21 protein-coding genes and 2 tRNA genes are annotated in these 24,016 nt (G+C 58.1%); 22 read left to right on the top strand and 1 reads right to left on the bottom strand.

Annotated elements, in window-relative coordinates; all coding sequences use genetic code 11:
- Positions 1-120: 120 nt before the first annotated feature.
- The 8 genes from grpE to GPL81_RS27085 all read left to right on the top strand — a co-directional run bounded on the left by grpE (position 121) and on the right by GPL81_RS27085 (position 10,591).
- Positions 121-687 carry a nucleotide exchange factor GrpE gene (grpE, locus tag GPL81_RS27120; RefSeq protein WP_077046411.1) on the top strand — a complete coding sequence of 189 codons (567 nt, stop codon included), beginning with the start codon at positions 121-123 and terminating at the stop codon, positions 685-687.
- A 102-nt stretch (positions 688-789) separates the two neighbouring features.
- Positions 790-2,706: a molecular chaperone DnaK gene (gene dnaK, locus GPL81_RS27115; protein WP_096513518.1), complete on the top strand. Its 1,917-nt coding sequence runs from the start codon at positions 790-792 to the stop codon at positions 2,704-2,706.
- 298 nt (positions 2,707-3,004) lie between these two features.
- Positions 3,005-4,129 carry a molecular chaperone DnaJ gene (dnaJ, locus tag GPL81_RS27110; protein WP_007973132.1) on the top strand — a complete coding sequence of 375 codons (1,125 nt, stop codon included), beginning with the start codon at positions 3,005-3,007 and terminating at the stop codon, positions 4,127-4,129.
- Positions 4,130-4,139: 10 nt separating this feature from the next.
- Positions 4,140-4,943 (top strand): 4-hydroxy-tetrahydrodipicolinate reductase, encoded by an 804-nt coding sequence (dapB, locus tag GPL81_RS27105; protein ID WP_160109195.1) that lies wholly within the window; start codon positions 4,140-4,142, stop codon positions 4,941-4,943.
- A 259-nt stretch (positions 4,944-5,202) separates the two neighbouring features.
- Positions 5,203-6,339, top strand: coding sequence for a glutamine-hydrolyzing carbamoyl-phosphate synthase small subunit (gene carA, locus GPL81_RS27100; protein WP_160109194.1), 1,137 nt, complete (start codon positions 5,203-5,205; stop codon positions 6,337-6,339).
- Positions 6,340-6,457: 118 nt separating this feature from the next.
- On the top strand, positions 6,458-9,679 hold the full coding sequence (gene carB / locus GPL81_RS27095; RefSeq protein WP_160109193.1) for a carbamoyl-phosphate synthase large subunit: 3,222 nt from the start codon (positions 6,458-6,460) through the stop codon (positions 9,677-9,679).
- A 2-nt stretch (positions 9,680-9,681) separates the two neighbouring features.
- Entirely contained in the window at positions 9,682-10,158 is a 477-nt protein-coding gene (greA, locus tag GPL81_RS27090; protein WP_160109231.1) for a transcription elongation factor GreA, read from the top strand.
- 28 nt (positions 10,159-10,186) lie between these two features.
- Entirely contained in the window at positions 10,187-10,591 is a 405-nt protein-coding gene (locus tag GPL81_RS27085) for an MFS transporter (RefSeq protein WP_160109232.1), read from the top strand.
- A 9-nt stretch (positions 10,592-10,600) separates the two neighbouring features.
- On the opposite strand, the gene GPL81_RS27080 is transcribed toward GPL81_RS27085, so the two are convergent.
- Positions 10,601-10,909, bottom strand: a complete 309-nt coding sequence (locus GPL81_RS27080) for a YhbY family RNA-binding protein (RefSeq protein WP_007942889.1) — start codon at positions 10,907-10,909, stop codon at positions 10,601-10,603.
- Between the two features lie 101 nt (positions 10,910-11,010).
- On the opposite strand from GPL81_RS27080, the gene rlmE reads away from it, so the two are divergent.
- The 14 genes from rlmE (at position 11,011) to rpsO (ending at position 24,000) form a co-directional block, all read left to right on the top strand.
- Positions 11,011-11,640, top strand: coding sequence for a 23S rRNA (uridine(2552)-2'-O)-methyltransferase RlmE (gene rlmE / locus GPL81_RS27075; protein ID WP_096513513.1), 630 nt, complete (start codon positions 11,011-11,013; stop codon positions 11,638-11,640).
- Positions 11,641-11,841: 201 nt separating this feature from the next.
- Entirely contained in the window at positions 11,842-13,752 is a 1,911-nt protein-coding gene (ftsH, locus tag GPL81_RS27070; protein WP_096513512.1) for an ATP-dependent zinc metalloprotease FtsH, read from the top strand.
- An 8-nt stretch (positions 13,753-13,760) separates the two neighbouring features.
- On the top strand, positions 13,761-14,612 hold the full coding sequence (gene folP, locus GPL81_RS27065; RefSeq protein WP_160109192.1) for a dihydropteroate synthase: 852 nt from the start codon (positions 13,761-13,763) through the stop codon (positions 14,610-14,612).
- A gap of 16 nt (positions 14,613-14,628) precedes the next feature.
- Positions 14,629-15,966 (top strand): phosphoglucosamine mutase, encoded by a 1,338-nt coding sequence (gene glmM, locus GPL81_RS27060; RefSeq protein ID WP_160109191.1) that lies wholly within the window; start codon positions 14,629-14,631, stop codon positions 15,964-15,966.
- 66 nt (positions 15,967-16,032) lie between these two features.
- Positions 16,033-16,788 (top strand): triose-phosphate isomerase, encoded by a 756-nt coding sequence (gene tpiA / locus GPL81_RS27055; protein WP_160109190.1) that lies wholly within the window; start codon positions 16,033-16,035, stop codon positions 16,786-16,788.
- A gap of 4 nt (positions 16,789-16,792) precedes the next feature.
- Complete coding sequence (gene secG / locus GPL81_RS27050) at positions 16,793-17,176, top strand: preprotein translocase subunit SecG (protein WP_017336473.1); 384 nt, start codon at positions 16,793-16,795, stop codon at positions 17,174-17,176.
- 22 nt (positions 17,177-17,198) lie between these two features.
- Positions 17,199-17,284, top strand: a tRNA-Leu gene (locus GPL81_RS27045).
- Positions 17,285-17,381: 97 nt separating this feature from the next.
- Positions 17,382-17,458 (top strand) — tRNA-Met (locus GPL81_RS27040).
- Between the two features lie 138 nt (positions 17,459-17,596).
- Positions 17,597-18,055, top strand: coding sequence for a ribosome maturation factor RimP (rimP, locus tag GPL81_RS27035; RefSeq protein ID WP_007915250.1), 459 nt, complete (start codon positions 17,597-17,599; stop codon positions 18,053-18,055).
- A 47-nt stretch (positions 18,056-18,102) separates the two neighbouring features.
- Positions 18,103-19,584 (top strand): transcription termination factor NusA, encoded by a 1,482-nt coding sequence (gene nusA, locus GPL81_RS27030; RefSeq protein WP_096513508.1) that lies wholly within the window; start codon positions 18,103-18,105, stop codon positions 19,582-19,584.
- Positions 19,585-19,611: 27 nt separating this feature from the next.
- Entirely contained in the window at positions 19,612-22,131 is a 2,520-nt protein-coding gene (gene infB, locus GPL81_RS27025; protein WP_096513507.1) for a translation initiation factor IF-2, read from the top strand.
- 159 nt (positions 22,132-22,290) lie between these two features.
- Positions 22,291-22,692: a 30S ribosome-binding factor RbfA gene (gene rbfA, locus GPL81_RS27020; RefSeq protein ID WP_008149016.1), complete on the top strand. Its 402-nt coding sequence runs from the start codon at positions 22,291-22,293 to the stop codon at positions 22,690-22,692.
- 3 nt (positions 22,693-22,695) lie between these two features.
- Positions 22,696-23,613 carry a tRNA pseudouridine(55) synthase TruB gene (truB, locus tag GPL81_RS27015; RefSeq protein WP_160109189.1) on the top strand — a complete coding sequence of 306 codons (918 nt, stop codon included), beginning with the start codon at positions 22,696-22,698 and terminating at the stop codon, positions 23,611-23,613.
- 117 nt (positions 23,614-23,730) lie between these two features.
- The gene (gene rpsO, locus GPL81_RS27010; RefSeq protein WP_046820615.1) at positions 23,731-24,000 is read left to right on the top strand and encodes a 30S ribosomal protein S15; all 270 of its coding nucleotides are present in this window, start codon (positions 23,731-23,733) and stop codon (positions 23,998-24,000) included.
- Positions 24,001-24,016 lie beyond the last annotated feature (16 nt).

The following is a 24,016-nucleotide window of genomic DNA, read 5'->3' as shown; positions in this document are numbered from 1 at the left end:
TAATGCAGGTGTTTTTGTAGGGTTAATGCGTGGACACCCCTTGAAGGTTGATTTTGCGGCCCCATATAACTGGGCAGAAGCGCGAGTCAGGCTCGCGGACGATCTTGAAAGGAGAATTCTATGGCTGACGAACAGACAGTGGATACGCAAAACCCAGACGCCAACCAGGCGCCCGAGGCTTCGGGTGAAGACCTGGCGGCTCGTGTACAAGTGCTCGAAGAGCAGCTGGCAGGCGCGCAGGATCAAGCTTTGCGTGTGGCCGCCGATCTGCAGAACGTCCGCCGTCGTGCCGAGCAGGATGTAGAAAAAGCTCACAAATTCGCGCTGGAAAAATTTGCTGGCGACCTGCTGCCGATCATCGACAGCCTCGAGCGTGGCCTGGAGTTGTCCAACCCGGATGACGAAAGCATCCGCCCAATGCGCGAGGGCATCGAGCTGACCCTGAAAATGTTCCAGGACACCCTGAAGCGTTATCAGCTGGAAGCGATCGATCCGCATGGCGAACCGTTCAACGCCGTCCTGCATCAGGCAATGGCCATGCAGGAAAGCGCCGACCTCGAGCCGAACAGCGTGCTCAAGGTGTTCCAAAAGGGCTATCAGCTTAATGGCCGCCTGCTGCGCCCGGCGATGGTCGTGGTCAGCAAAGCGCCTGCGCCAGTTTCGCCTTCCATTGATGAGCAGGCTTGAAATTAGCCGCAAGGCCCCCATTTAGAAGTCAAGCGTTTAAGTGCTACCGCAGTTAGCCACCACTGCTGCGGCAACCAAATCCAAAGTTTCGGGAGAGTGAACATGGGCAAAATTATCGGTATCGACCTGGGGACTACCAACTCCTGCGTCTCCGTGCTGGAAAACGGCAAGGCAAAAGTTATTGAAAACGCCGAAGGCGCGCGTACCACGCCGTCGATCATCGCTTACGCCAACGATGGCGAAATCCTGGTCGGCCAGTCCGCCAAGCGTCAGGCAGTGACCAATCCGCACAACACCCTGTACGCGGTGAAGCGTCTGATCGGTCGTCGTTTCGAAGAAGAAGTGGTACAGAAAGACATCCAGATGGTCCCTTACAAGATCGTCAAGGCTGACAACAACGACGCCTGGGTTGAAGTGAACGGCCAGAAAATGGCGCCGCCACAAATCTCGGCTGAAATCCTGAAAAAAATGAAGAAGACCGCCGAAGACTACCTCGGCGAGCCTGTGACCGAAGCGGTGATTACCGTTCCGGCCTACTTCAACGACAGTCAGCGTCAAGCTACTAAAGACGCCGGCCGCATCGCGGGCCTGGACGTAAAACGTATCATCAACGAACCAACCGCAGCTGCTCTGGCCTACGGTATGGACAAGGCCAAGGGCGACCACACCGTGATCGTTTACGACCTGGGTGGCGGTACTTTCGACGTTTCCGTGATCGAAATCGCTGAAGTCGACGGTGAGCACCAGTTCGAAGTATTGGCCACCAACGGCGACACCTTCCTGGGTGGTGAAGACTTTGACATCCGTCTGATCGACTACCTCGTCGACGAGTTCAAGAAAGAAAGCGGCATGAACCTCAAGGGTGACCCGCTGGCGATGCAGCGCCTGAAAGAAGCCGCTGAAAAAGCCAAGATCGAGCTGTCGTCCGCTCAGTCGACCGACGTGAACCTGCCGTACATCACTGCAGATGCCACCGGTCCTAAGCACTTGAACGTGAAAATCTCCCGCGCCAAGCTGGAAGCGCTGGTAGAAGACCTGGTTCAACGCACCATCGAGCCATGCCGCATCGCGCTGAAAGACTCCGGTATCGACGTTGGTTCGATCAACGACGTGATCCTGGTTGGCGGTCAGACCCGTATGCCACTGGTTCAGAAGCTGGTGACCGAGTTCTTCGGTAAAGAAGCCCGTAAAGACGTGAACCCGGACGAAGCCGTTGCCATGGGTGCTGCGATCCAGGGTGCTGTTCTGGCTGGTGACGTGAAAGACGTTCTGCTGCTGGACGTCAGCCCGCTGACCCTGGGTATCGAAACCATGGGTGGCGTGATGACTGCGCTGATCGAGAAAAACACCACGATTCCTACCAAGAAATCGCAAGTGTTCTCGACTGCCGACGACAACCAGGGCGCCGTGACCATTCACGTGCTGCAAGGTGAGCGTAAGCAAGCGGCGCAGAACAAGTCCCTGGGCAAGTTCGACCTGGCCGAGATTCCACCAGCACCACGTGGCGTGCCACAGATTGAAGTGACCTTCGACATCGACGCCAACGGCATTCTGCACGTAGGCGCCAAGGACAAGGCCACCGGCAAGACTCAGTCGATCGTGATCAAGGCCAACTCCGGTCTGTCCGACGAGGAAATCGAGCGCATGGTGCGTGATGCCGAGGCCAATGCCGAGGAAGACCGCAAGTTCGAAGAGCTGGCCGCTGCCCGTAACCAGGGTGATGCACTGGTTCACTCGACGCGCAAAATGGTCGCTGATGCTGGCGACAAGGTGAGCGCTGAAGAGAAGACTGCGATCGAAGCTGCCGTAGTTGCCCTGGAAGCCGCTGTAAAAGGCGACGACAAGGCAGCTATCGAAGCCAAGGTTGAAGAGCTGTCCAAGGTCTCCGCACCAGTGGCTCAGAAGATGTACGCCGAACAGGCTCAGCCTGCTGAAGGCGCGGCACCACACGACGACAAGGCGGAAAAGGCTGACGACGTTGTCGACGCCGAGTTCGAAGAAGTCAAAGACCACAAGTAAGTTGTTGGTCGGCCGGTTGACTGCCTTTGGGCGGTGACTGGTAGGATGTCGCCGCGCGGGAGCTTGCTCCCGCGTTGGCGTGTCTGGAACACGCGAATTTTTACAGCATGCGACAAGGTTCGGGTGCTGGTGGCATGGCCGGGAATGCTCCTGCTTTCCGAGCTGAAAGTGCCAGATTGAAACAAAGACCAGGATCGTTGAATTGACGTGAGTTGGGTCCGGGCCTGTATTGGGGCTCAACGAGTTTGGCGAAGCTCAGGAGAGGTTGGCCGAACGTCCTCAAGAGTGCAGAAGACATATGGCAAAGCGTGACTATTACGAAGTATTGGGTGTTGAGCGAGGCTCAAGCGAGGCGGACCTGAAAAAGGCCTACCGTCGCCTGGCGATGAAGCACCACCCGGACCGTAATCCCGATGACAAAGCGTCGGAAGAGATGTTCAAGGAGGCCAACGAGGCCTACGAAGTGCTGTCCGATTCCAGCAAGCGTGCGGCGTACGACCAGTACGGCCATGCTGGCGTCGACCCGAGCATGGGTGGCGGCGGTGCCGGTTTTGGTGGTCAGAACTTCTCTGACATCTTTGGCGATGTCTTCAGTGACTTCTTCGGTGGCGGTCGCGGTGGTTCCCGCGGGGGCGCGCAGCGCGGCAGCGATTTGCGCTACACCCTGGAGCTGGATCTGGAAGAAGCGGTGCGCGGCACGACCGTGAATATCCGCGTTCCGACACTGGTCAACTGCAAGCCGTGCGATGGCTCGGGTGCCAAGAAGGGCTCCTCGCCGGTCACCTGCCCGACCTGTGGCGGTATCGGCCAGGTGCGCATGCAGCAAGGTTTCTTCTCGGTGCAGCAGACCTGCCCGCGTTGCCATGGCCAGGGCAAGATCATTTCCGATCCGTGCGATTCCTGCCACGGCGAAGGTCGTGTCGAAGAGTACAAGACCCTGTCGGTGAAAGTGCCGGCGGGCGTCGATACCGGTGACCGCATTCGCCTGTCTGGCGAAGGCGAGGCGGGCGCCCAGGGCGGGCCGACCGGCGACCTGTACGTGGTGATCAATGTGCGCGAGCACTCGATCTTCCAGCGCGACGGCAAGCACTTGTTCTGTGAAGTGCCGATCAGCTTTGTCGATGCGGCGCTGGGTGGCGAGCTGGAGATTCCGACCCTCGATGGTCGGGTCAAGCTGAAGATCCCTGAGGGCACTCAAACCGGCAAGCAGTTCCGTGTGCGTGGCAAGGGTGTTGCGCCTGTGCGTGGCGGCGGTGCGGGTGACTTGATGTGCCGTGTAGCGGTCGAGACGCCGGTCAACCTGAGCCGTCGTCAACGCGAAATGCTGGAAGAGTTCCGCAGCTCGCTGGCAGACGACAACAGTCATTCACCGAAGACCACGGGCTGGTTCGAAGGCGTGAAGCGCTTCTTCGGCGATTTGTAAGGAGGCAGGCATGCGACGTATAGCTGTGATGGGCGCCGCCGGGCGCATGGGCAAAACCCTGATCGAAGCCGTGCATCAAGCGCCTGGTGCGGGGTTGACGGCAGCAGTGGATCGCCCGGACAGCACGCTGGTCGGCGCTGATGCCGGTGAGCTGGCTGCACTGGGTCGTATCGGTGTGCCACTGTCCGGTGATCTGGATCGTGTCGTTGACGAATTCGATGTGTTGATCGATTTCACACACCCGACGGTGACCCTGAAGAACCTCGCCTTCTGCCGCAGGCACGGCAAGGCGATGATCATCGGCACCACCGGTTTCAGTGTTGAAGAAAAGCAGTTGCTGGCCGAGGCGGGCAAAGATATCCCGATCGTCTTCGCGGCCAACTTCAGTGTGGGTGTGAACCTGTGCCTGAAGCTGCTCGACACGGCTGCGCGCGTGCTGGGGGATGATGTCGATATCGAGATCACCGAAGCCCATCATCGCCATAAAGTCGATGCGCCGTCCGGTACCGCAGTGCGCATGGGCGAAGTCATCGCCGATGCTCTGGGTCGTGATCTGAAGAAGGTGGCGGTTTACGGTCGTGAGGGGCAGACCGGTGCGCGTGATCGTGAAACGATCGGTTTCGCCACTGTTCGCGCCGGCGACATCGTCGGTGATCACACCGTGCTGTTTGCGGCAGATGGCGAGCGTGTCGAGATCACTCATAAGGCATCCAGTCGCATGACCTTCGCCAAGGGTGCGGTGCGTGCCGCATTGTGGCTGGACGGGCGTGAGCCTGGCCTCTATGACATGCAAGACGTGCTCGACCTGCGTTAAGATGCGCCCGAAATCGGGCCCGAACCTAGCGTTTGGGCCCGGTTTTACTCCGCCAAGCGACGACCTGTCGCATTCTCCGGCCTTTCGGGCTCATTGGCGGTAGACCAAAAATGCCTTTTTCTGTAAGCTACAGCTTTAGTGTGTCCACTAAAAGCGCGCAGAATAATTCAGTGAAGAAGCGGGGTGACGTGTCCATACGTCACTCCGCTTTTTTACAACCTGCGATCGCCCTTTCAGGCTTTATTTACGGGAGGTCTTCTTGACTAAGCCAGCCATACTCGCCCTTGCTGATGGCAGCATTTTTCGCGGCGAAGCCATTGGAGCCGACGGTCAGACCGTTGGTGAGGTGGTGTTCAACACCGCAATGACCGGCTATCAGGAAATCCTTACCGATCCTTCCTACGCCCAACAGATCGTTACCCTGACTTACCCGCACATCGGCAACACCGGTACCACGCCGGAAGACGCCGAATCGAACCGCGTCTGGTCTGCCGGCCTGGTCATTCGTGACCTGCCACTGGTGGCGAGCAACTGGCGTAACACGATGTCCCTGTCCGACTACCTGAAAGCCAACAATGTTGTGGCAATCGCCGGTATCGACACCCGCCGCCTGACGCGCATCCTGCGTGAAAAAGGTGCGCAAAACGGCTGCGTCATGGCCGGTGACAACATTTCCGAAGAAGCCGCCATCGCCGCCGCCCAGGGTTTTCCTGGTCTCAAGGGCATGGACCTGGCGAAAGTCGTCAGCACCAAGGACACCTACGAGTGGCGCTCGACGGTCTGGGATCTGAAAACCGACAGCCACGCAACCATCGAAGCGTCCGAGCTGCCATATCACGTCGTGGCCTACGACTACGGCGTCAAGGTGAACATCCTGCGCATGCTGGTCGAGCGTGGTTGCCGCGTAACCGTGGTGCCTGCTCAAACCCCGGCGGCTGATGTGCTGGCACTGAGTCCGGACGGCGTGTTCCTGTCCAACGGTCCTGGTGATCCGGAGCCTTGCGACTACGCGATCCAGGCGATCAAGGATGTGCTGGAAACCGAGATCCCGGTGTTCGGTATCTGCCTCGGTCACCAACTGCTCGCCCTGGCCTCCGGTGCCAAGACCTTGAAAATGGGTCACGGCCACCACGGTGCCAACCACCCGGTCCAGGACCTGGACACCGGCGTGGTGATGATCACCAGCCAGAACCACGGTTTTGCGGTTGACGAAGAGACCCTGCCAGCCAACGTCCGCGCGATCCACAAATCGCTGTTCGACGGCACCCTGCAAGGTATCGAGCGTACCGACAAGAGCGCCTTCAGCTTCCAGGGTCACCCGGAAGCCAGCCCTGGCCCGAACGACGTAGCGCCACTGTTCGATCGCTTCATCAACGAGATGGCCAAGCGACGCTGATCGCTCGCCCTGATGTAGCAAAGCTTGAGGGCGGTCCCGATATCGGCGACCCCCTCAAGTCTTCAGAGATTGAACAAGACGGCTTGCCGACTGACCTGCGGATTTGAGTGACAAACCCATGCCAAAACGTACAGACATTAAAAGCATCCTGATTCTCGGCGCTGGCCCGATCGTGATCGGCCAGGCCTGCGAATTCGACTACTCCGGCGCCCAGGCCTGTAAAGCCCTGCGCGAAGAGGGTTATCGCGTCATCCTGGTGAACTCCAACCCGGCCACCATCATGACCGACCCGGCCATGGCCGACGCCACTTACATCGAACCGATCAAATGGCAAACCGTTGCCAAGATCATCGAGAAAGAACGTCCGGACGCACTGCTGCCGACCATGGGCGGCCAGACCGCTCTGAACTGCGCCCTGGACCTGGAGCGCGAAGGTGTTCTGGAGAAGTTCGGCGTAGAAATGATCGGTGCCAACGCCGACACCATCGACAAGGCTGAAGACCGCTCGCGTTTCGACAAAGCGATGAAGTCCATCGGTTTGGCGTGCCCGCGCTCCGGTATCGCCCACAGCATGGAAGAGGCCAACGCGGTCCTTGAGAAGCTGGGCTTCCCGTGCATCATTCGTCCGTCCTTCACCATGGGCGGCACCGGTGGCGGTATCGCTTACAACCGTGAAGAGTTCGAGGAAATCTGCGCCCGTGGTCTGGACCTGTCGCCGACCAAAGAGCTGCTGATCGACGAATCGCTGATCGGCTGGAAAGAGTACGAGATGGAGGTTGTCCGTGATAAGAAGGACAACTGCATCATCGTCTGCTCCATCGAAAACTTTGACCCGATGGGCGTGCACACCGGTGACTCGATCACCGTGGCGCCGGCACAGACCCTGACCGACAAGGAATACCAGATTCTGCGTAACGCCTCCCTGGCGGTACTGCGCGAGATCGGTGTGGAAACCGGCGGTTCCAACGTTCAGTTCGGTATCTGCCCGAACACCGGTCGCATGGTCGTGATCGAGATGAACCCGCGCGTATCCCGCTCCTCGGCACTGGCTTCGAAAGCCACCGGTTTCCCGATTGCCAAGGTCGCCGCCAAACTGGCTGTGGGTTACACCCTGGACGAGCTGTCGAACGACATCACCGGCGGCAAGACCCCGGCGTCTTTCGAACCGTCCATCGACTACGTCGTGACCAAGCTGCCACGTTTCGCCTTCGAGAAATTTGCCAAGGCTGACGCGCGCCTGACCACCCAAATGAAGTCGGTGGGTGAAGTCATGGCCATCGGTCGTACCTTCCAGGAATCCCTGCAGAAAGCCCTTCGCGGTCTGGAAGTCGGTGTTTGCGGTCTGGACGAGAAGGTTGACCTAAGCAACCCGGAAAGCATGAGCGTGCTCAAGCGCGAGCTGACCGTGCCGGGCGCCGAGCGTATCTGGTACGTGGCGGACGCGATGCGCGCCGGCATGAGCGTTGAAGACATCTTCGGCATGACCATGATCGATCCTTGGTTCCTGGTGCAGATGGAAGATCTGATCAAGGACGAAGAGAAGGTCAAGACCCTGGGTCTGACCAGCATCAACCGTGACCTGATGTTCCGCCTCAAGCGCAAAGGCTTCTCCGATCAGCGTCTGGCCAAGCTGCTGGGTGTGACCGAGAAGAGCTTGCGTGCGCATCGCCACAAGCTGGAAGTGTTCCCGGTCTACAAACGCGTCGATACCTGCGCCGCCGAGTTCGCCACCGACACCGCTTACCTGTACTCGACGTACGAAGAAGAGTGCGAAGCTGCTCCATCGGGTCGCGACAAGATCATGATCCTGGGCGGCGGTCCGAACCGTATCGGTCAGGGCATCGAGTTCGACTACTGCTGCGTGCACGCGGCACTGGCCCTGCGCGACGATGGTTACGAGACCATCATGGTCAACTGCAACCCGGAAACCGTTTCTACTGACTACGACACCTCCGATCGCCTGTACTTCGAGCCAGTAACCCTGGAAGACGTGCTGGAAATCGTCCGCGTCGAGAAGCCGAAAGGCGTGATCGTCCAGTACGGCGGCCAGACCCCGCTGAAACTGGCTCGTGCCCTGGAAGCCGCCGGTGTGCCGATCATCGGCACCAGCCCTGACGCCATCGACCGTGCCGAAGACCGCGAGCGCTTCCAGCAAATGGTCCAGCGCCTGAACCTGCGTCAGCCGCCAAACGCCACCGTGCGCAGCGAAGACGAAGCAATTCGCGCCGCTGCCAAGATCGGTTATCCGCTGGTGGTGCGTCCGTCCTATGTACTGGGCGGACGTGCGATGGAAATCGTTTACGAAGAAGAAGAACTCAAGCGCTACCTGCGTGAAGCGGTTCAGGTGTCCAACGACAGCCCGGTGCTGCTGGACCACTTCCTCAACTGCGCCATCGAAATGGACGTAGATGCGGTCTGCGACGGCAAGGACGTGGTGATTGGCGCGATCATGCAGCACATCGAGCAGGCCGGTGTTCACTCCGGTGACTCCGCGTGCTCGCTGCCACCGTACTCGCTGCCTGCGCACATCCAGGACGAGATGCGCGAACAGGTCAAGAAAATGGCCCTGGAGCTGGGTGTGGTCGGCCTGATGAACGTACAGTTGGCGCTGCAAGGCGAAGACATCTACGTCATCGAAGTCAACCCGCGCGCTTCGCGTACCGTACCGTTCGTGTCCAAGTGCATCGGTGTTTCCCTGGCGATGATCGCGGCGCGCGTGATGGCCGGTAAAACCCTGAAAGAGCTGGGTTTCACCAAGGAAATCATCCCGAATTTCTACAGCGTGAAAGAGGCGGTGTTCCCGTTCGCCAAATTCCCTGGCGTTGACCCGATCCTCGGCCCAGAGATGAAGTCCACCGGTGAAGTGATGGGCGTGGGTGATACCTTCGGTGAAGCGTTCGCCAAGGCGCAAATGGGCGCCAGCGAAGTGCTGCCGACCGGTGGTACCGCGTTCATCAGCGTCCGTGACGACGACAAGCCACTGGTTGCAGGCGTGGCCCGTGATCTGATCAACTTGGGCTTTGAAGTGGTTGCCACTGCCGGTACTGCCAAGCTGATCGAAGCGGCAGGCCTTAAAGTGCGCCGCGTGAACAAGGTGACCGAGGGTCGTCCGCACGTGGTCGACATGATCAAGAATGATGAAGTCACTCTGATCATCAACACTACCGAAGGTCGCCAGTCGATCGCTGACTCCTATTCCATTCGTCGCAATGCCCTGCAGCACAAGATTTACTGCACCACCACCATTGCTGCTGGCGAAGCGATCTGCGAAGCACTGAAGTTCGGTCCCGAGAAGACCGTGCGCCGCTTGCAGGATCTACACGCAGGATTGAAGGCATGAGCATAACGAAGTACCCCATGACTGTTCAGGGCGCTCGCGCCCTGGAAGAAGAGCACACTCACCTGACCAAGGTCGTTCGTCCGAAGCTCAGCCAGGACATCGGTACGGCCCGTGAGTTGGGTGACTTGAAGGAAAACGCCGAATATCACGCTGCTCGCGAGCAGCAGGGTATGGTCGAGGCACGGATCCGTGACATCGAAGGCCGCATGCAGAATGCGGTGGTGATCGACGTCACGACCATTCCTCACACGGGCAAGGTAATTTTCGGCACGACTGTCGAGATTGCCAACGTCGAGACAGATGAGAGTGTCACGTACCAGATCGTGGGTGAGGACGAAGCTGACATCAAGCTCGGCAAGATCTCCGTCGGCTCGCCCATTGCCCGTGCCTTGATTGCCAAGGAAGAGGGGGATGTGGTCGCCGTCAAAACGCCAGGTGGCGTTATCGAGTACGAGATTGTCGAAGTTCGCCACATCTAAAGGCAGGCGCCCGCTCCGTGCGGGCGCCGTGCTTTGGCAACTGGCCCAGATGCTATGGGTCGGCGGTCTGTGGCTGTTGCATATCGGTCTGCTGCCGGTGCTGGGGAAAATTGGCCTGGCACCGCTGCTGATCGACGAAATCGCAGGCATGCTGAATGCGCTGATGGTTGGATTTGCCGCAGCGTGCGTGGTTTTTCAGGTTTTGGTGCTGATTCAGGCCGAGGGCCTTGTCAGTCTATGGCGGGATATTCGCGGGCAACTGTTGTTGGTGGCGTTAGGTGCGTGTGCGATGTACTTCGCGGTGCGTATCGGTTGGCCTCAGGCAGTGCGTTGGCAGGTATTCAGCTATCTTGTCCTGGGTTTTTCCGGGCTGCTGCTGGTGTTGCAGCCGGTGCCGGGATGGAGTGGCAGGGTGCGCGAAGCACACCCTTGACCCTTGTCATCACTTGAAGCGATGGACGTTCGACAGCTGCTTGTTGACGCTGAAGTTTTTGCGGTAAATCAGTGCCATCTTGCCGATGACCTGAACCAGATCCGCTTTGCCGACCTTGCACAGTTCTGCAATGGACGCCAGGCGCGATTCGCGATCCAGGATGTTGAGCTTGATCTTGATCAGCTCGTGATCCGCCAAAGCGCGTTCAAGTTCGGCTAGCACACCTTCAGTCAAACCGTTGTCAGCCACAATCAAAACCGGTTTCAGATGGTGGCCAATGGATTTGTACTGTTTCTTCTGCTCTTGAGTGAGCGGCATAATCTGACCCTTTCGTCTGGATTCTGTAAAATGGCGGCCATTTTACCCGAGGGTTCGTGGATCCGCCCAACTAATCACGACCCTTATTATCGAGGTGCCCAATGGCGCGTTCCAAGACAAGCCTTGGTTGGCTGAAAAGACATGTCAATGATCCCTATGTGAAGCAGGCACAGAAGGATGGCTACCGCTCGCGTGCGAGTTACAAGCTTCTGGAGGTACAGGAGAAATACAAGCTGATCCGTCCGGGTATGACCGTTGTCGACCTGGGGGCGGCGCCCGGTGGCTGGTCGCAGGTTACTAGCCGGCTGATCGGTGGCCAGGGGCGTCTGATCGCTTCGGACATCCTGGAAATGGACAGCATTCCGGACGTGACTTTCATCCAGGGTGACTTCACCCAGGACGAAGTGCTCGCCCGGATCCTGGAAGCCGTGGGTAATTCGCAGGTGGACCTTGTGATTTCCGATATGGCCCCCAATATGAGTGGTACGCCTGCCGTAGATATGCCAAAAGCCATGTTTCTTTGCGAGCTGGCTCTTGATCTGGCTGCTCGGATACTCAAGCCGGGTGGTAATTTCGTGATCAAGGTTTTTCAGGGTGAGGGGTTTGATGCTTACGTGAAGGACGCTCGTCAGAAATTCGACAAGGTCCAGATGATCAAGCCGGACTCTTCCCGTGGCAGTTCCCGTGAGCAATACATGCTGGCTTGGGGCTACCGCGGCCGGAGTGAATAAAGCGAGGTTTTTTTGCGGGGCGATAGGTTTTTCGTATTTCGCCTTGTGGGAATTAGCGAATATTGTGTAGGAAGTGTTTCACAAAGGGTTACAGACGGCGCCTGCCAAGTTGTAGGTAATGTAGTAAGTTAGGCCGGTGAATATCATGCGAAGCGCGCGCCATTAGCGGAGCTTGCTTCAGAGGGTAGTTAATTGAACGATATGGCAAAGAATCTGATCCTGTGGTTGATCATCGCGGCTGTCCTGGTGACGGTGATGAACAACTTCTCCAGCCCTAACGAGCCGCAGACCCTCAACTATTCCGACTTCATCCAGCAGGTCAAGGATGGCAAGGTCGAGCGCGTGGCGGTTGATGGCTACGTGATTACCGGCAAGCGCAACGATGGCGACAGTTTCAAGACCATTCGTCCGGCAATTCAGGACAATGGCCTGATTGGCGATCTGGTGGATAACCACGTCGTGGTCGAAGGCAAGCAGCCTGAACAGCAAAGCATCTGGACTCAACTCCTGGTCGCGAGCTTCCCGATCCTGGTGATCATTGCCGTGTTCATGTTCTTCATGCGGCAAATGCAGGGCGGTGCCGGTGGCAAGGGCGGGCCGATGAGCTTCGGCAAGAGCAAGGCACGCCTGCTCTCCGAAGATCAGGTCAAGACTACTTTGGCTGACGTTGCCGGTTGCGACGAAGCCAAGGAAGAGGTTGGTGAGCTTGTCGAGTTCCTGCGTGATCCGGGCAAGTTCCAGCGCCTGGGCGGGCGCATTCCTCGCGGCGTGCTGATGGTGGGGCCACCGGGTACCGGTAAGACCTTGCTGGCCAAGGCCATTGCCGGCGAAGCCAAAGTGCCGTTCTTCACCATTTCCGGTTCCGACTTCGTTGAAATGTTCGTCGGTGTCGGGGCCAGCCGTGTTCGCGATATGTTTGAACAGGCGAAGAAGCACGCGCCATGCATCATCTTCATCGATGAAATCGACGCCGTTGGTCGCCACCGTGGCGCCGGCATGGGCGGCGGTCACGACGAGCGCGAGCAGACTCTCAACCAGTTGCTGGTGGAGATGGACGGCTTCGAAATGAATGACGGCATCATTGTGATCGCTGCGACCAACCGTCCTGACGTACTGGACCCTGCGCTGCTGCGTCCAGGTCGTTTCGACCGTCAGGTTGTGGTCGGTCTTCCGGACATCCGTGGTCGTGAACAGATTCTCAAGGTCCACATGCGCAAAGTGCCAATGGGTGACGACGTCGCTCCGGCAGTGATCGCTCGTGGTACTCCTGGGTTCTCCGGTGCTGACCTGGCCAACCTGGTGAACGAGGCGTCGTTGTTCGCCGCCCGTGCCGGCAAGCGCATCGTTGAAATGAAAGAGTTCGAACTGGCCAAGGACAAGATCATGATGGGCGCCGAGCGCAAATCCATGGTCATGTCCGAGAAAGAAAAGCAAAACACCGCTTACCACGAGGCGGGTCACGCTATCGTCGGTCGCGTCGTGCCTGAGCATGATCCGGTGTACAAAGTGTCGATCATCCCGCGCGGTCGAGCGCTGGGTGTAACCATGTTCCTGCCGGAAGAGGATCGCTACAGCCTGTCCAAGCGCGCACTGATCAGCCAGATCTGTTCGCTGTACGGTGGTCGTATCGCCGAAGAAATGACACTGGGCTTCGATGGTGTCACCACCGGTGCGTCCAACGACATCATGCGTGCCAGCCAGATTGCCCGGAACATGGTGACCAAGTGGGGCCTTTCGGAGAAGCTCGGTCCGTTGATGTACGCCGAAGAAGAGGGCGAAGTGTTCCTCGGTCGCGGCGGCGGTGGTCAGAATGCAAGTTTCTCGGGTGAGACGGCGAAGCTGATCGACTCCGAGGTGCGCAGCATCATTGATCAGTGCTACGGCACGGCGAAGCAGATCCTCACGGACAACCGTGACAAGCTCGACGCCATGGCTGATGCGCTGATGAAGTATGAGACGATTGACGCCGAGCAGATTGACGACATCATGGCGGGGCGCACTCCTCGTGAACCTCGCGACTGGTCGGGTGGTGCCGGTACTTCTGGAACGCCTCCGGCGGTACAGGATGAGCGTCCACAAACACCTATCGGCGGCCCGGCTGCTGACGTTTAAGGTTTGAAATGACTTCTGTTCAGTCCTCGACCCGGTTGCCTTGCGGCAACCGGGTTCTTGATTTGGCCCAGACGCATGTCATGGGTATTCTCAATGTCACTCCCGATTCTTTCTCCGATGGCGGTCAGTACAGCCAGCTCGATGCGGCCTTGCGCCACGCCGAAGCCATGGTGGTGGCTGGAGCGACTCTGATTGATGTCGGGGGTGAGTCGACGCGCCCGGGCGCCAGGGCGGTTTCGCCCCTGGAAGAGCTTGAGCGCGTTGCTCCGATCGTCGAGCGAATCCATCGCGAGCTTGATGTGATCATATCGGTCGATACCTCCACGCCAGCCGTCATGCGTGAAACCGCGCGTCTGGGAGCAGGGTTGATCAACGATGTTCGTTCGTTGCGTCGCGATGGCGCGCTGGATGCTGCGGCGGCCACGGGGTTGCCGGTCTGTCTGATGCATATGCTCGGTGAGCCGGGTGATATGCAGGATAACCCGCAGTACCAGGACGTTACGAAAGAGGTGGGAGAGTTTCTTGCCGGGCGCATGGCTGAATGCGCCTTGGTGGGGATACCGGCTGAACGAATCATTCTTGATCCAGGTTTCGGTTTCGCAAAAACCTTGCAGCACAATCTAAGCTTGTTTAAGCATATGGAGGCTCTGCATGCCTTTGGGCGGCCCCTATTGGTCGGGGTTTCGCGCAAGAGCATGATAGGTCAGGCACTGAATCGTCCGGTGGATGAGCGCCTGTATGGTGGGCTCGCCCTCGCGGCGCTGGCTTCGCACAAGGGGGCGCGCATATTGCGCGTTCATGATGTAGCCGAAACAGTCGATGTGGTGAAGATGATCGCCGCAGTGGATTCAGCCGAATAAGAATGATGGAGCACTTATGACTAGAAAATATTTTGGTACTGACGGCATTCGTGGTCGAGTCGGCGAATACCCGATTACTCCTGATTTCATGCTCAGACTTGGCTGGGCAGCGGGTATGGCGTTCCGCAAGATGGGTGCCTGCAAGGTGCTGGTCGGCAAGGACACCCGGATTTCCGGGTATATGTTTGAGTCCGCGCTTGAAGCCGGTCTGACATCGGCGGGTGCTGATGTGATGCTGCTCGGCCCCATGCCGACGCCGGCTATTGCCTACCTGTCGCGTACGTTCCAGGCCGAGGCCGGTATTGTGATCAGCGCCTCGCACAACCCGCATGATGATAACGGCATCAAGTTTTTTTCTGGCAAGGGCACCAAGCTGCCGGATGAGCTGGAGCTGATGATCGAAGAGCTGCTGGACACGCCGATGACCGTGGTTGAGTCGAGCAAGATCGGCAAGGTCTCGCGAATCAATGACGCGTCCGGCCGTTATATCGAGTTCTGCAAGAGCAGCGTGCCGACCGGTACCAATTTCTCTGGTCTGAAGATCGTTCTCGATTGTGCTCATGGTGCGACCTACAAGGTCGCACCTAGCGTGTTCCGTGAGTTGGGCGCCGAAGTCGTGGTCATGTCCGCCCAGCCTAACGGTTTGAACATTAACGAGAACTGTGGCTCGACCCACATGGGGCAGTTGCAGGCGGCCGTGCTGGCCGAGCACGCTGATATGGGTATCGCTTTCGATGGCGATGGTGACCGTGTTCTGATGGTCGATCATACCGGTGCAATCGTTGATGGTGATGAGCTGCTGTTTATCATTGCCCGCGATCTCCATGAGCACGGCAAGCTGCAAGGTGGCGTGGTCGGTACGTTGATGAGTAACCTGGGTCTTGAGCTGGCGTTGAAGGACCTTGCGATTCCATTTGTGCGGGCCAACGTCGGCGACCGTTATGTAATGGCGGATCTGATCGAGCGCAACTGGTTGGTAGGTGGTGAGAACTCGGGGCATATCGTTTGCTTCCATCACACCACCACCGGTGATGCGATCATTGCGGCTTTGCAGGTGCTGATGGCGCTGAAGACGCGTTCCGAGGGGCTGGCTCAGGCCCGCCAGGCGCTACGCAAGTGTCCTCAGGTGCTGATCAATGTGCGCTTCGGTGGCGGTGCAAATCCTCTCGAGCATGCGTCGGTCAAGGAGGCCAGTGAGCGTGTGACCAAGGCCATGGAAGGGCGCGGGCGTGTGCTGTTGCGCAAGTCCGGCACAGAACCGCTGGTGCGTGTGATGGTCGAAGGTGAAGACGAAAAGCAGGTTCGCGCTTACGCCGAAGAGCTGGCAAAACTGGTTAGTGAAGTTTCTGCCTGAATTCGGCTTGCCAGCCATGATTGTGTTGGGTAACATCTGCGCCCACTTTGACCGACGAGGTACAGCATGCGTCGCCCTATGGTAGCTGGTAACTGGAAGATGCACGGTACCCGCGCCAGCGTCGCTGAGCTGATCGATGGCCTTCGAGAGTTGGCCTTGCCGAGCGGTGTTGATGTAGCGGTATTCCCATCTTGTCTGCATGTCAATCAAGTGATTGATGGCGTGAAAGGAAAGTCGATTTCGGTCGGCGCGCAGAATTCTGCGGTGGAATCCGGGCAAGGTGCGTTGACCGGTGAGATTGCGCCGAGTCAGTTGGTGGATGCAGGTTGTTCCCTGGTGCTTGTCGGGCACTCCGAGCGCCGCCAGATCATGGGCGAGCAGGACGGAATGTTGATCCGCAAGTTCGCAGCGGCACAGGCGTGCGGCTTGATTCCGGTGCTGTGCATAGGGGAGACCCTTGAGCAGCGCGAAGCCGGGAAGACACTTGAGGTTGTCGGGCGTCAGCTGGATAGCGTCATCGAGGCGTTGGGTGTCGATGCTTTTGCAAATGCAGTAATTGCTTACGAGCCGGTCTGGGCCATTGGCACCGGGCTGACTGCTTCGCCGCAACAGGCGCAGGATGTGCACGCAGCCATTCGCGCTCAGTTGGCGGGAAAAAATTCTGAAGTCGCACAAGGTGTGCGGCTTCTATACGGCGGCAGCGTGAAGGCGGCCAATGCGGTCGAACTGTTCGGCATGCCGGATATCGATGGGGGCCTCATTGGCGGGGCTTCCCTGAATGCAGATGAGTTCGGTGCGATTTGTCGCGCCGCGGGAAACTGAAAAAATGCTGGAAACAGTCGTAGTCGTTTTTCATCTGCTGGGTGCGTTGGGCGTAGTTGCTCTGGTATTGCTGCAGCAGGGTAAGGGTGCGGATGCTGGCGCGTCTTTCGGAGCAGGTGCTTCAAATACTGTGTTCGGAAGCCAAGGTTCCTCTACCTTTCTTAGTAAGTTTACTGCTATACTTGCCGCAGGTTTTTTCATAACCAGCTTGGGGTTAGGTTACTTTGCTAAAGAGAAGGCTCATCAGCTGACTCAAGTAGGTCTCCCAAATCCAGCGGTGTTGGAAGTTCCAAAGCAACAACCGGCTTCTGATGATGTCCCGGTGCTTCAAGAGCAAAAGTCGGCTACTCCAGCGACTGACGTACCTCCAGCTCAAGAGCAGAAGTAAGAAGGGTTTCAAACGTAGTATTGCCGAGGTGGTGGAATTGGTAGACACGCAACCTTGAGGTGGTTGTGCCCATAGGGTGTAGGGGTTCGAGTCCCCTTCTCGGTACCAATTAGTCAGGAGAGCCCGCTGTTGCGGGCTTTCTTGCAGGTGGAAGGTTACATTGACCCTGTTAGGGATCGGTCGTATACTTCCGCCCCAGCTTTGTCGCGGGGTGGAGCAGTCTGGTAGCTCGTCGGGCTCATAACCCGAAGGTCGTCGGTTCAAATCCGGCCCCCGCAACCAGTTTAAGGAGCCCCTTTTAAGGGGCTTTTTGTTAGCTGGACACTTTCAACGCCGCTGTTCGACGGCGTTTCAAGGATGGGCGTTTCGCCCATTTTTTTATTTTGCATAGCATGCACATACATGCACTAGGGGGTTCAGGTGTCGAGCAAGCTAGAAGAGTTGCAGGCCTTGCTGGCCCCGGTGGTCGTGGCCCTAGGCTATGAATGCTGGGGTATTGAGTTTTCGGCTCAAGGTCGTCACTCAATGTTGCGCGTTTATATCGATAAAGAGGGCGGTGTACTGGTGGACGATTGCGCCATCGTAAGCCGTCAGATCAGCGGCGTCCTGGATGTTGAAGATCCAATCTCCGTTGAATACACCCTTGAAGTTTCCTCGCCTGGCATGGAACGCCCGCTGTTCACTCTTGAGCAGTTTGCAAAATTTGCCGGTGAACAAGTGAAGATCAAGCTGCGCTCGCCTTTTGAAGGACGACGCAACTTTCAGGGCCTTCTGCGCGGTGTAGAAGAGCAGGATGTCGTGGTGCAGGTAGATGACCATGAATTCCTGTTGCCGATCGATATGATCGACAAGGCCAACATTATTCCCAGTTTTGACTGAGACGCGGATCCCGCGGATCCAATGGCTTGCGAAAGGCGAGGCGTACGATGAGCAAAGAAGTACTGCTGGTTGTTGAGTCGGTATCCAATGAAAAGGGTGTACCGGCAAGCGTGATTTTTGAAGCGTTGGAGCTGGCTCTGGCCACTGCTACCAAAAAGCGCTTCGAGGACGAAGTTGATCTGCGTGTGGAAATCAATCGCCACACTGGTGCCTACGAGACTTTCCGTCGCTGGACGGTCGTCGAAGAGGCAGACCTGGACGATCCAGCCATCGAAACCTGGCCAAGCAAGGTTGCGGAAACGCACCCTGGCGCCAAGGTCGGCGACGTCGTTGAAGAAAAAATCGAGTCCATCGAGTTCGGTCGTATCGCGGCACAGACTGCCAAGCAAGTCATTGTGCAGAAAGTTCGTGAAGCCGAGCGCGCTCAGGTTGTTGACGCTTACCGCGAGCGCCTGGGTGAAATCATCTCCGGCACCGTGAAGAAAGTGACCCGCGACAACGTGATCGTTGATCTGGGTAACAACGCCGAAGCGTTGCTGGCTCGTGAAGACATCATTTCTCGCGAAACCTTCCGGGTTGGCGTGCGCCTGCGTGCACTGCTCAAGGAAATCCGCACCGAGAACCGCGGCCCGCAGCTGATCCTGTCGCGTACCGCGCCGGAAATGCTGATCGAGTTGTTCCGCATCGAAGTGCCGGAAATCGCTGAAGGCCTGATCGAAGTCATGGCTGCGTCCCGTGACCCGGGTTCGCGCGCCAAGATCGCCGTTCGCTCCAAGGACAAACGCATCGACCCGCAGGGCGCTTGCATCGGTATGCGCGGCTCGCGTGTCCAGGCAGTGTCGGGTGAGTTGGGTGGTGAGCGTGTCGATATCGTCCTGTGGGACGACAATCCGGCTCAGTTCGTGATCAACGCCATGTCCCCGGCCGAGGTTGCGGCAATTATCGTTGACGAAGATGCCCATGCCATGGACATCGCCGTCGGCGCAGACAATCTGGCTCAGGCCATCGGTCGCGGTGGTCAGAACGTGCGTCTGGCCAGCCAGTTGACTGGCTGGACCCTGAACGTGATGACCGAATCGGACATCCAGGCTAAGCAGCAAGCAGAAACCGGCGACATCCTGCGCAATTTCATCGACGAGCTGGAAGTCGACGAAGAGCTGGCGCAGGTGCTGGTTGATGAAGGCTTCACCAGCCTGGAAGAGATTGCCTACGTACCGTTGGAAGAAATGCTCAACATCGACGGCTTTGACGAAGACATCGTCAACGAGCTTCGCGCTCGTGCCAAGGATCGTTTGTTGACCAAAGCCATCGCTACTGAGGAAAAGCTGGCAGACGCCCATCCGGCCGAAGACCTGCTCTCGCTTGAGGGTATGGACAAGGATTTGGCGATGGAACTGGCGGTGCGCGGCGTAATTACCCGCGAAGACCTGGCCGAGCAGTCTATTGACGATCTGCTCGACATCGACGGCATTGACGATGATCGTGCCGGCAAGTTGATCATGGCCGCCCGAGCCCACTGGTTCGAGTAATTAGGCGCGGCCTGAGGAGAGAAGTGCATGACGCAAGTCACGGTGAAACAACTGGCCGATGAGGTCAAAACACCGGTAGAGCGCCTGTTGCAGCAGATGCGTGAGGCAGGTCTGCCGCACACCGCCGCCGAAGAAAGTGTGACTGACAGTGAGAAGCAATCCTTGCTGACTCACTTGAAAAGCAGTCACAAGGCGAAAGTGGAAGAACCACGCAAGATCACGCTGCAGCGTAAAACCACCAGCACCCTGCGGGTTGCTGGCAGCAAAAGCATCAGTGTTGAAGTACGCAAGAAGAAAGTCTTCGTACAGCGCAGCCCGGAAGAAATCGAAGCCGAGCGCAAGCGTGAACTGGAAGAGCGTCGCGCAGTAGAAAATGCTGCTCGTCAGAAGGCTGAAGAAGAAGCCAAGCGTCGCGCCGAAGAAGAAGCGCGTCGCCAGCCTGCTGCTGCGCCGACCGCTCCAGCCGAACCTGTTGCCGCACCTGTTGCAGTGGCCGAGCCTGTGCGTGAAAGCGCGCCGGTCGTGGCTGTCGCACCGGTTGCCGATACCCGCAAGCGTGACGAACCACGCCGTCCTGACAAACCACGTGCCGACGATAACAATCGTCGCGGTGGTGGCGATGGCGAGCGTAAAAACGCTCCGCATCGTGCTTCGGTCAAGGAAAAAGCGCCCGCTCCACGCGTTGCCCCACGTACTACCGACGAAGAAAGCGATGGCTTCCGTCGTGGTGGTCGCGGCAAGGCCAAGCTGAAGAAGCGCAACGCCCACGGATTCCAGAGCCCAACCGGCCCTGTCGTGCGCGAAGTGAAGATCGGCGAGACCATCACTGTGGGCGATCTGGCTCAGCAGATGTCGGTCAAGGCTGCTGAAATTATCAAGTTCATGTTCAAACTGGGTACTCCAGCGACCATCAACCAGGTACTGGATCAGGAAACTGCTCAACTGGTTGCTGAGGAACTGGGCCACAAAGTGACCCTGGTCAGCGACACTGCCTTGGAAGATTCCCTGGCCGAGTCCCTGAAGTTTGAAGGCGAGGCCGTTGCCCGTGCGCCGGTCGTGACCGTAATGGGCCACGTTGACCACGGTAAGACTTCCCTGCTCGACTACATCCGTCGTGCCAAGGTAGCGGCTGGTGAAGCTGGCGGCATTACCCAGCACATCGGTGCTTACCACGTTGAAACCGACCGTGGCATGGTGACGTTCCTCGACACCCCTGGTCACGCCGCGTTTACCGCCATGCGTGCCCGTGGTGCCAAGGCGACCGACATCGTGATCCTGGTGGTTGCAGCGGACGACGGCGTAATGCCACAAACCATCGAAGCTGTTCAGCACGCTCAGGCTGCTGGCGTGCCGCTGGTGGTTGCTGTGAACAAGATCGACAAGCCGGGCGCCGATCTCGATCGCATCCGCAGCGAACTGTCGGTACACGGCGTGACGTCGGAAGAGTGGGGCGGTGACACTCCATTCGTACCGGTTTCGGCGAAGATGGGTACCGGTGTCGACGAATTGCTCGAAGCCGTATTGCTGCAAGCCGAGGTTCTGGAACTGACCGCTACCCCATCGGCTCCTGGCCGTGGTGTTGTCGTCGAGTCCCGTCTGGACAAGGGCCGTGGCCCGGTGGCTACCGTTCTGGTTCAGGACGGTACTCTGCGTCAGGGCGACATGGTCCTGGTCGGCTCGAACTATGGCCGTGTCCGCGCCATGCTCGACGAGAACGGCAAAGCCATCAAGGAAGCCGGTCCAGCCATCCCTGTCGAGATCCTCGGCCTGGACGGTACCCCGGACGCTGGCGACGAGATGAGCGTGGTTGCCGACGAGAAGAAAGCCCGTGAAGTGGCTCTGTTCCGTCAAGGCAAGTTCCGCGAAGTCAAACTGGCTCGTGCTCACGCAGGCAAGCTGGAAAACATCTTCGAAAGCATGGGTCAGGAAGAGAAGAAGACGCTCAACATCGTCCTCAAATCCGACGTCCGTGGTTCGCTGGAAGCGTTGAACGGTGCCTTGAACGGCCTGGGTAACGACGAAGTGCAAGTGCGTGTTGTCGGTGGCGGTGTCGGTGGTATCACCGAGTCCGACGCCAACCTGGCACTGGCCTCCAACGCTGTACTGTTCGGCTTCAACGTGCGTGCCGATGCCGGCGCTCGCAAGATTGTCGAGCAGGAAGGCCTGGATATGCGTTACTACAACGTGATCTACGACATCATCGAAGACGTCAAGAAAGCGTTGACCGGTATGCTCGGCAGCGATGTTCGCGAGAACATCCTGGGTATCGCCGAAGTCCGTGACGTGTTCCGTTCGCCGAAGTTTGGCGCGATCGCCGGTTGCATGGTTATCGAAGGTGTTGTTCACCGTAACCGTCCAATCCGTGTACTGCGTGAAGACATCGTTATCTTCGAAGGCGAGCTGGAATCCCTGCGCCGCTTCAAGGATGACGCTTCCGAAGTGCGTGCCGGCATGGAATGCGGTATCGGCGTGAAGAGCTACAACGACGTCAAAGTCGGTGACAAGATCGAAGTCTTCGAGAAGGTGCAGGTTGCTCGCAGCCTCTAATTCGCGTACTTCAAGGGCCACGTTGAGCCGCTGCATGCAGATGCGCGGCACAGCGTCAGGACTCTAAACGCAACGCCCGGTCTGGCTTTTGTCAGGCCGGGCGTTTGCCGCTTTCAGACCCTTCGGGTTTCACCGTGGGGCAGTAACAGGTAACAAGACATGGCAAAAGAATACAGCCGTACCCAACGTATCGGCGATCAGATGCAGCGTGAGCTGGCACAGCTGATCCGTCGTGAAGTCAAAGACCCGCGCGTCGGCCTGGTCACCATTACCGCAGTGGAAGTCAGCCGTGACGTCGGTCACGCCAAGATTTTCATTACCGTGATGGGGCAGGACAACGCCGAAGACATCGCGCAAAGCATCAAGGTGCTCAATTCCGCCGCCGGCTTCCTGCGCATGCAGTTGGCTCGCGAGATGAAGCTGCGCAGCGTCCCGCAGTTGCACTTCCACTACGACGAAAGCGTCGTGCGCGGTGCGCATCTGTCGGCACTGATCGAGCGCGCAGTAGCGGAAGACAATCAGCATCCGGTTGCGGCAGAAGCCGAAGACACCAAGGAGTAATCGGTGGCTCAGGTCAAACGTATCCGTCGTAACGTCAGCGGTATCATCCTGCTCGACAAGCCGCTTGGGTTCACCTCCAACGCGGCCTTGCAAAAGGTCCGCTGGCTGCTCAACGCCGAGAAGGCCGGACATACCGGCAGTCTCGATCCGCTGGCCACCGGCGTGTTGCCGTTGTGCTTCGGTGAAGCCACCAAGTTCTCGCAATACCTGCTCGATTCCGACAAGGGTTACGAAACCCTGGCTCAACTGGGCAAGACCACCACCACGGCGGACGCCGAGGGCGAAGTTTTGCAGGAGCGCCCGGTGACCGTTGGTCGCGCCGATGTCGAGGCTGTACTGCCGAAATTTCGCGGGCAAATCAATCAGATACCGCCGATGTACTCAGCCCTCAAGCGTGATGGCCAGCCGCTGTACAAGTTGGCTCGCGCAGGCGAAGTAGTGGAGCGCGAACCGCGTTCTGTTACTATTACGCGCTTGGAATTGCTGGCCTTCGAAGGTGATACTGCGCGGCTTGCGGTGGATTGCAGCAAAGGCACCTATATCCGCACTCTGGTGGAGGATATTGGTGAGCAACTCGGTTGTGGCGCTTATGTCGCGGAACTGCGACGTACCCAGGCCGGGCCTTTCACGCTGGCGCAGACCGTCACCCTGGAAGAGCTGGAAGCGGTACATGCCGAAGGTGGCAATGAAGCGGTCGATCGCTTCCTGATGCCATCTGACAGCGGCCTGCTGGATTGGCCACTGCTGCAGTTCTCGGAAGCGAGCGCGTTCTACTGGCTCAACGGCCAGCCGGTACGCGCCCCGGATGCACCGAAGTTCGGCATGGTACGGGTACAGGATCACAATGGTCGCTTCATCGGTATCGGTGAAGTGAGCGAAGACGGGCGCATCGCGCCACGTCGACTGATTCGGTCAGAATGACCGAACGAGGGTGGCTGTTAACAGGCACGGTCACTACTCATTTTTAGATACAGGGATTTGTCCCTGGCCTGTTGAAACTGTTTTTCTGAAACAGTTTCCTGATAAAAGGATTGCCTCATGGCTCTCGACGTTCAAGAAAAAGCTCAAATCGTAGCTGACTACCAGCAAGCCGTTGGTGACACTGGTTCGCCAGAAGTGCAAGTTGCACTGCTGACCGCCAACATCAACAAACTGCAAGGTCACTTCAAGGCCAACGGTAAAGACCACCACTCCCGTCGTGGTCTGATCCGCATGGTTAACCAGCGTCGTAAGCTGCTGGACTACCTGAAAGGCAAAGACGTGAGCCGTTACAGCGCTCTGATCGGTCGCCTGGGTCTGCGTCGCTAATAAGCGATTGCGCTAG

This window comes from Pseudomonas izuensis, from assembly GCF_009861505.1.
Classification (GTDB): Bacteria; Pseudomonadota; Gammaproteobacteria; order Pseudomonadales; family Pseudomonadaceae; genus Aquipseudomonas; species Aquipseudomonas izuensis.
This window is presented reverse-complemented; position numbering and strand designations above follow the sequence as displayed.

Bases quoted from the DNA above. Each gene is read 5' to 3' on its own strand.
- grpE (WP_077046411.1), top strand. From the start codon at position 121: ATGGCTGACGAACAGACAGTGGATACGCAAAACCCAGACGCCAACCAG.
- dnaK (WP_096513518.1), top strand. From the start codon at position 790: ATGGGCAAAATTATCGGTATCGACCTGGGGACTACCAACTCCTGCGTC.
- dnaJ (WP_007973132.1), top strand. From the start codon at position 3,005: ATGGCAAAGCGTGACTATTACGAAGTATTGGGTGTTGAGCGAGGCTCA.
- dapB (WP_160109195.1), top strand. From the start codon at position 4,140: ATGCGACGTATAGCTGTGATGGGCGCCGCCGGGCGCATGGGCAAAACC.
- carB (WP_160109193.1), top strand. From the start codon at position 6,458: ATGCCAAAACGTACAGACATTAAAAGCATCCTGATTCTCGGCGCTGGC.
- GPL81_RS27080 (WP_007942889.1), bottom strand. From the start codon at position 10,909: ATGCCGCTCACTCAAGAGCAGAAGAAACAGTACAAATCCATTGGCCAC.
- rlmE (WP_096513513.1), top strand. From the start codon at position 11,011: ATGGCGCGTTCCAAGACAAGCCTTGGTTGGCTGAAAAGACATGTCAAT.
- ftsH (WP_096513512.1), top strand. From the start codon at position 11,842: ATGGCAAAGAATCTGATCCTGTGGTTGATCATCGCGGCTGTCCTGGTG.
- folP (WP_160109192.1), top strand. From the start codon at position 13,761: ATGACTTCTGTTCAGTCCTCGACCCGGTTGCCTTGCGGCAACCGGGTT.
- glmM (WP_160109191.1), top strand. From the start codon at position 14,629: ATGACTAGAAAATATTTTGGTACTGACGGCATTCGTGGTCGAGTCGGC.
- tpiA (WP_160109190.1), top strand. From the start codon at position 16,033: ATGCGTCGCCCTATGGTAGCTGGTAACTGGAAGATGCACGGTACCCGC.
- secG (WP_017336473.1), top strand. From the start codon at position 16,793: ATGCTGGAAACAGTCGTAGTCGTTTTTCATCTGCTGGGTGCGTTGGGC.
- nusA (WP_096513508.1), top strand. From the start codon at position 18,103: ATGAGCAAAGAAGTACTGCTGGTTGTTGAGTCGGTATCCAATGAAAAG.
- infB (WP_096513507.1), top strand. From the start codon at position 19,612: ATGACGCAAGTCACGGTGAAACAACTGGCCGATGAGGTCAAAACACCG.
- rbfA (WP_008149016.1), top strand. From the start codon at position 22,291: ATGGCAAAAGAATACAGCCGTACCCAACGTATCGGCGATCAGATGCAG.
- rpsO (WP_046820615.1), top strand. From the start codon at position 23,731: ATGGCTCTCGACGTTCAAGAAAAAGCTCAAATCGTAGCTGACTACCAG.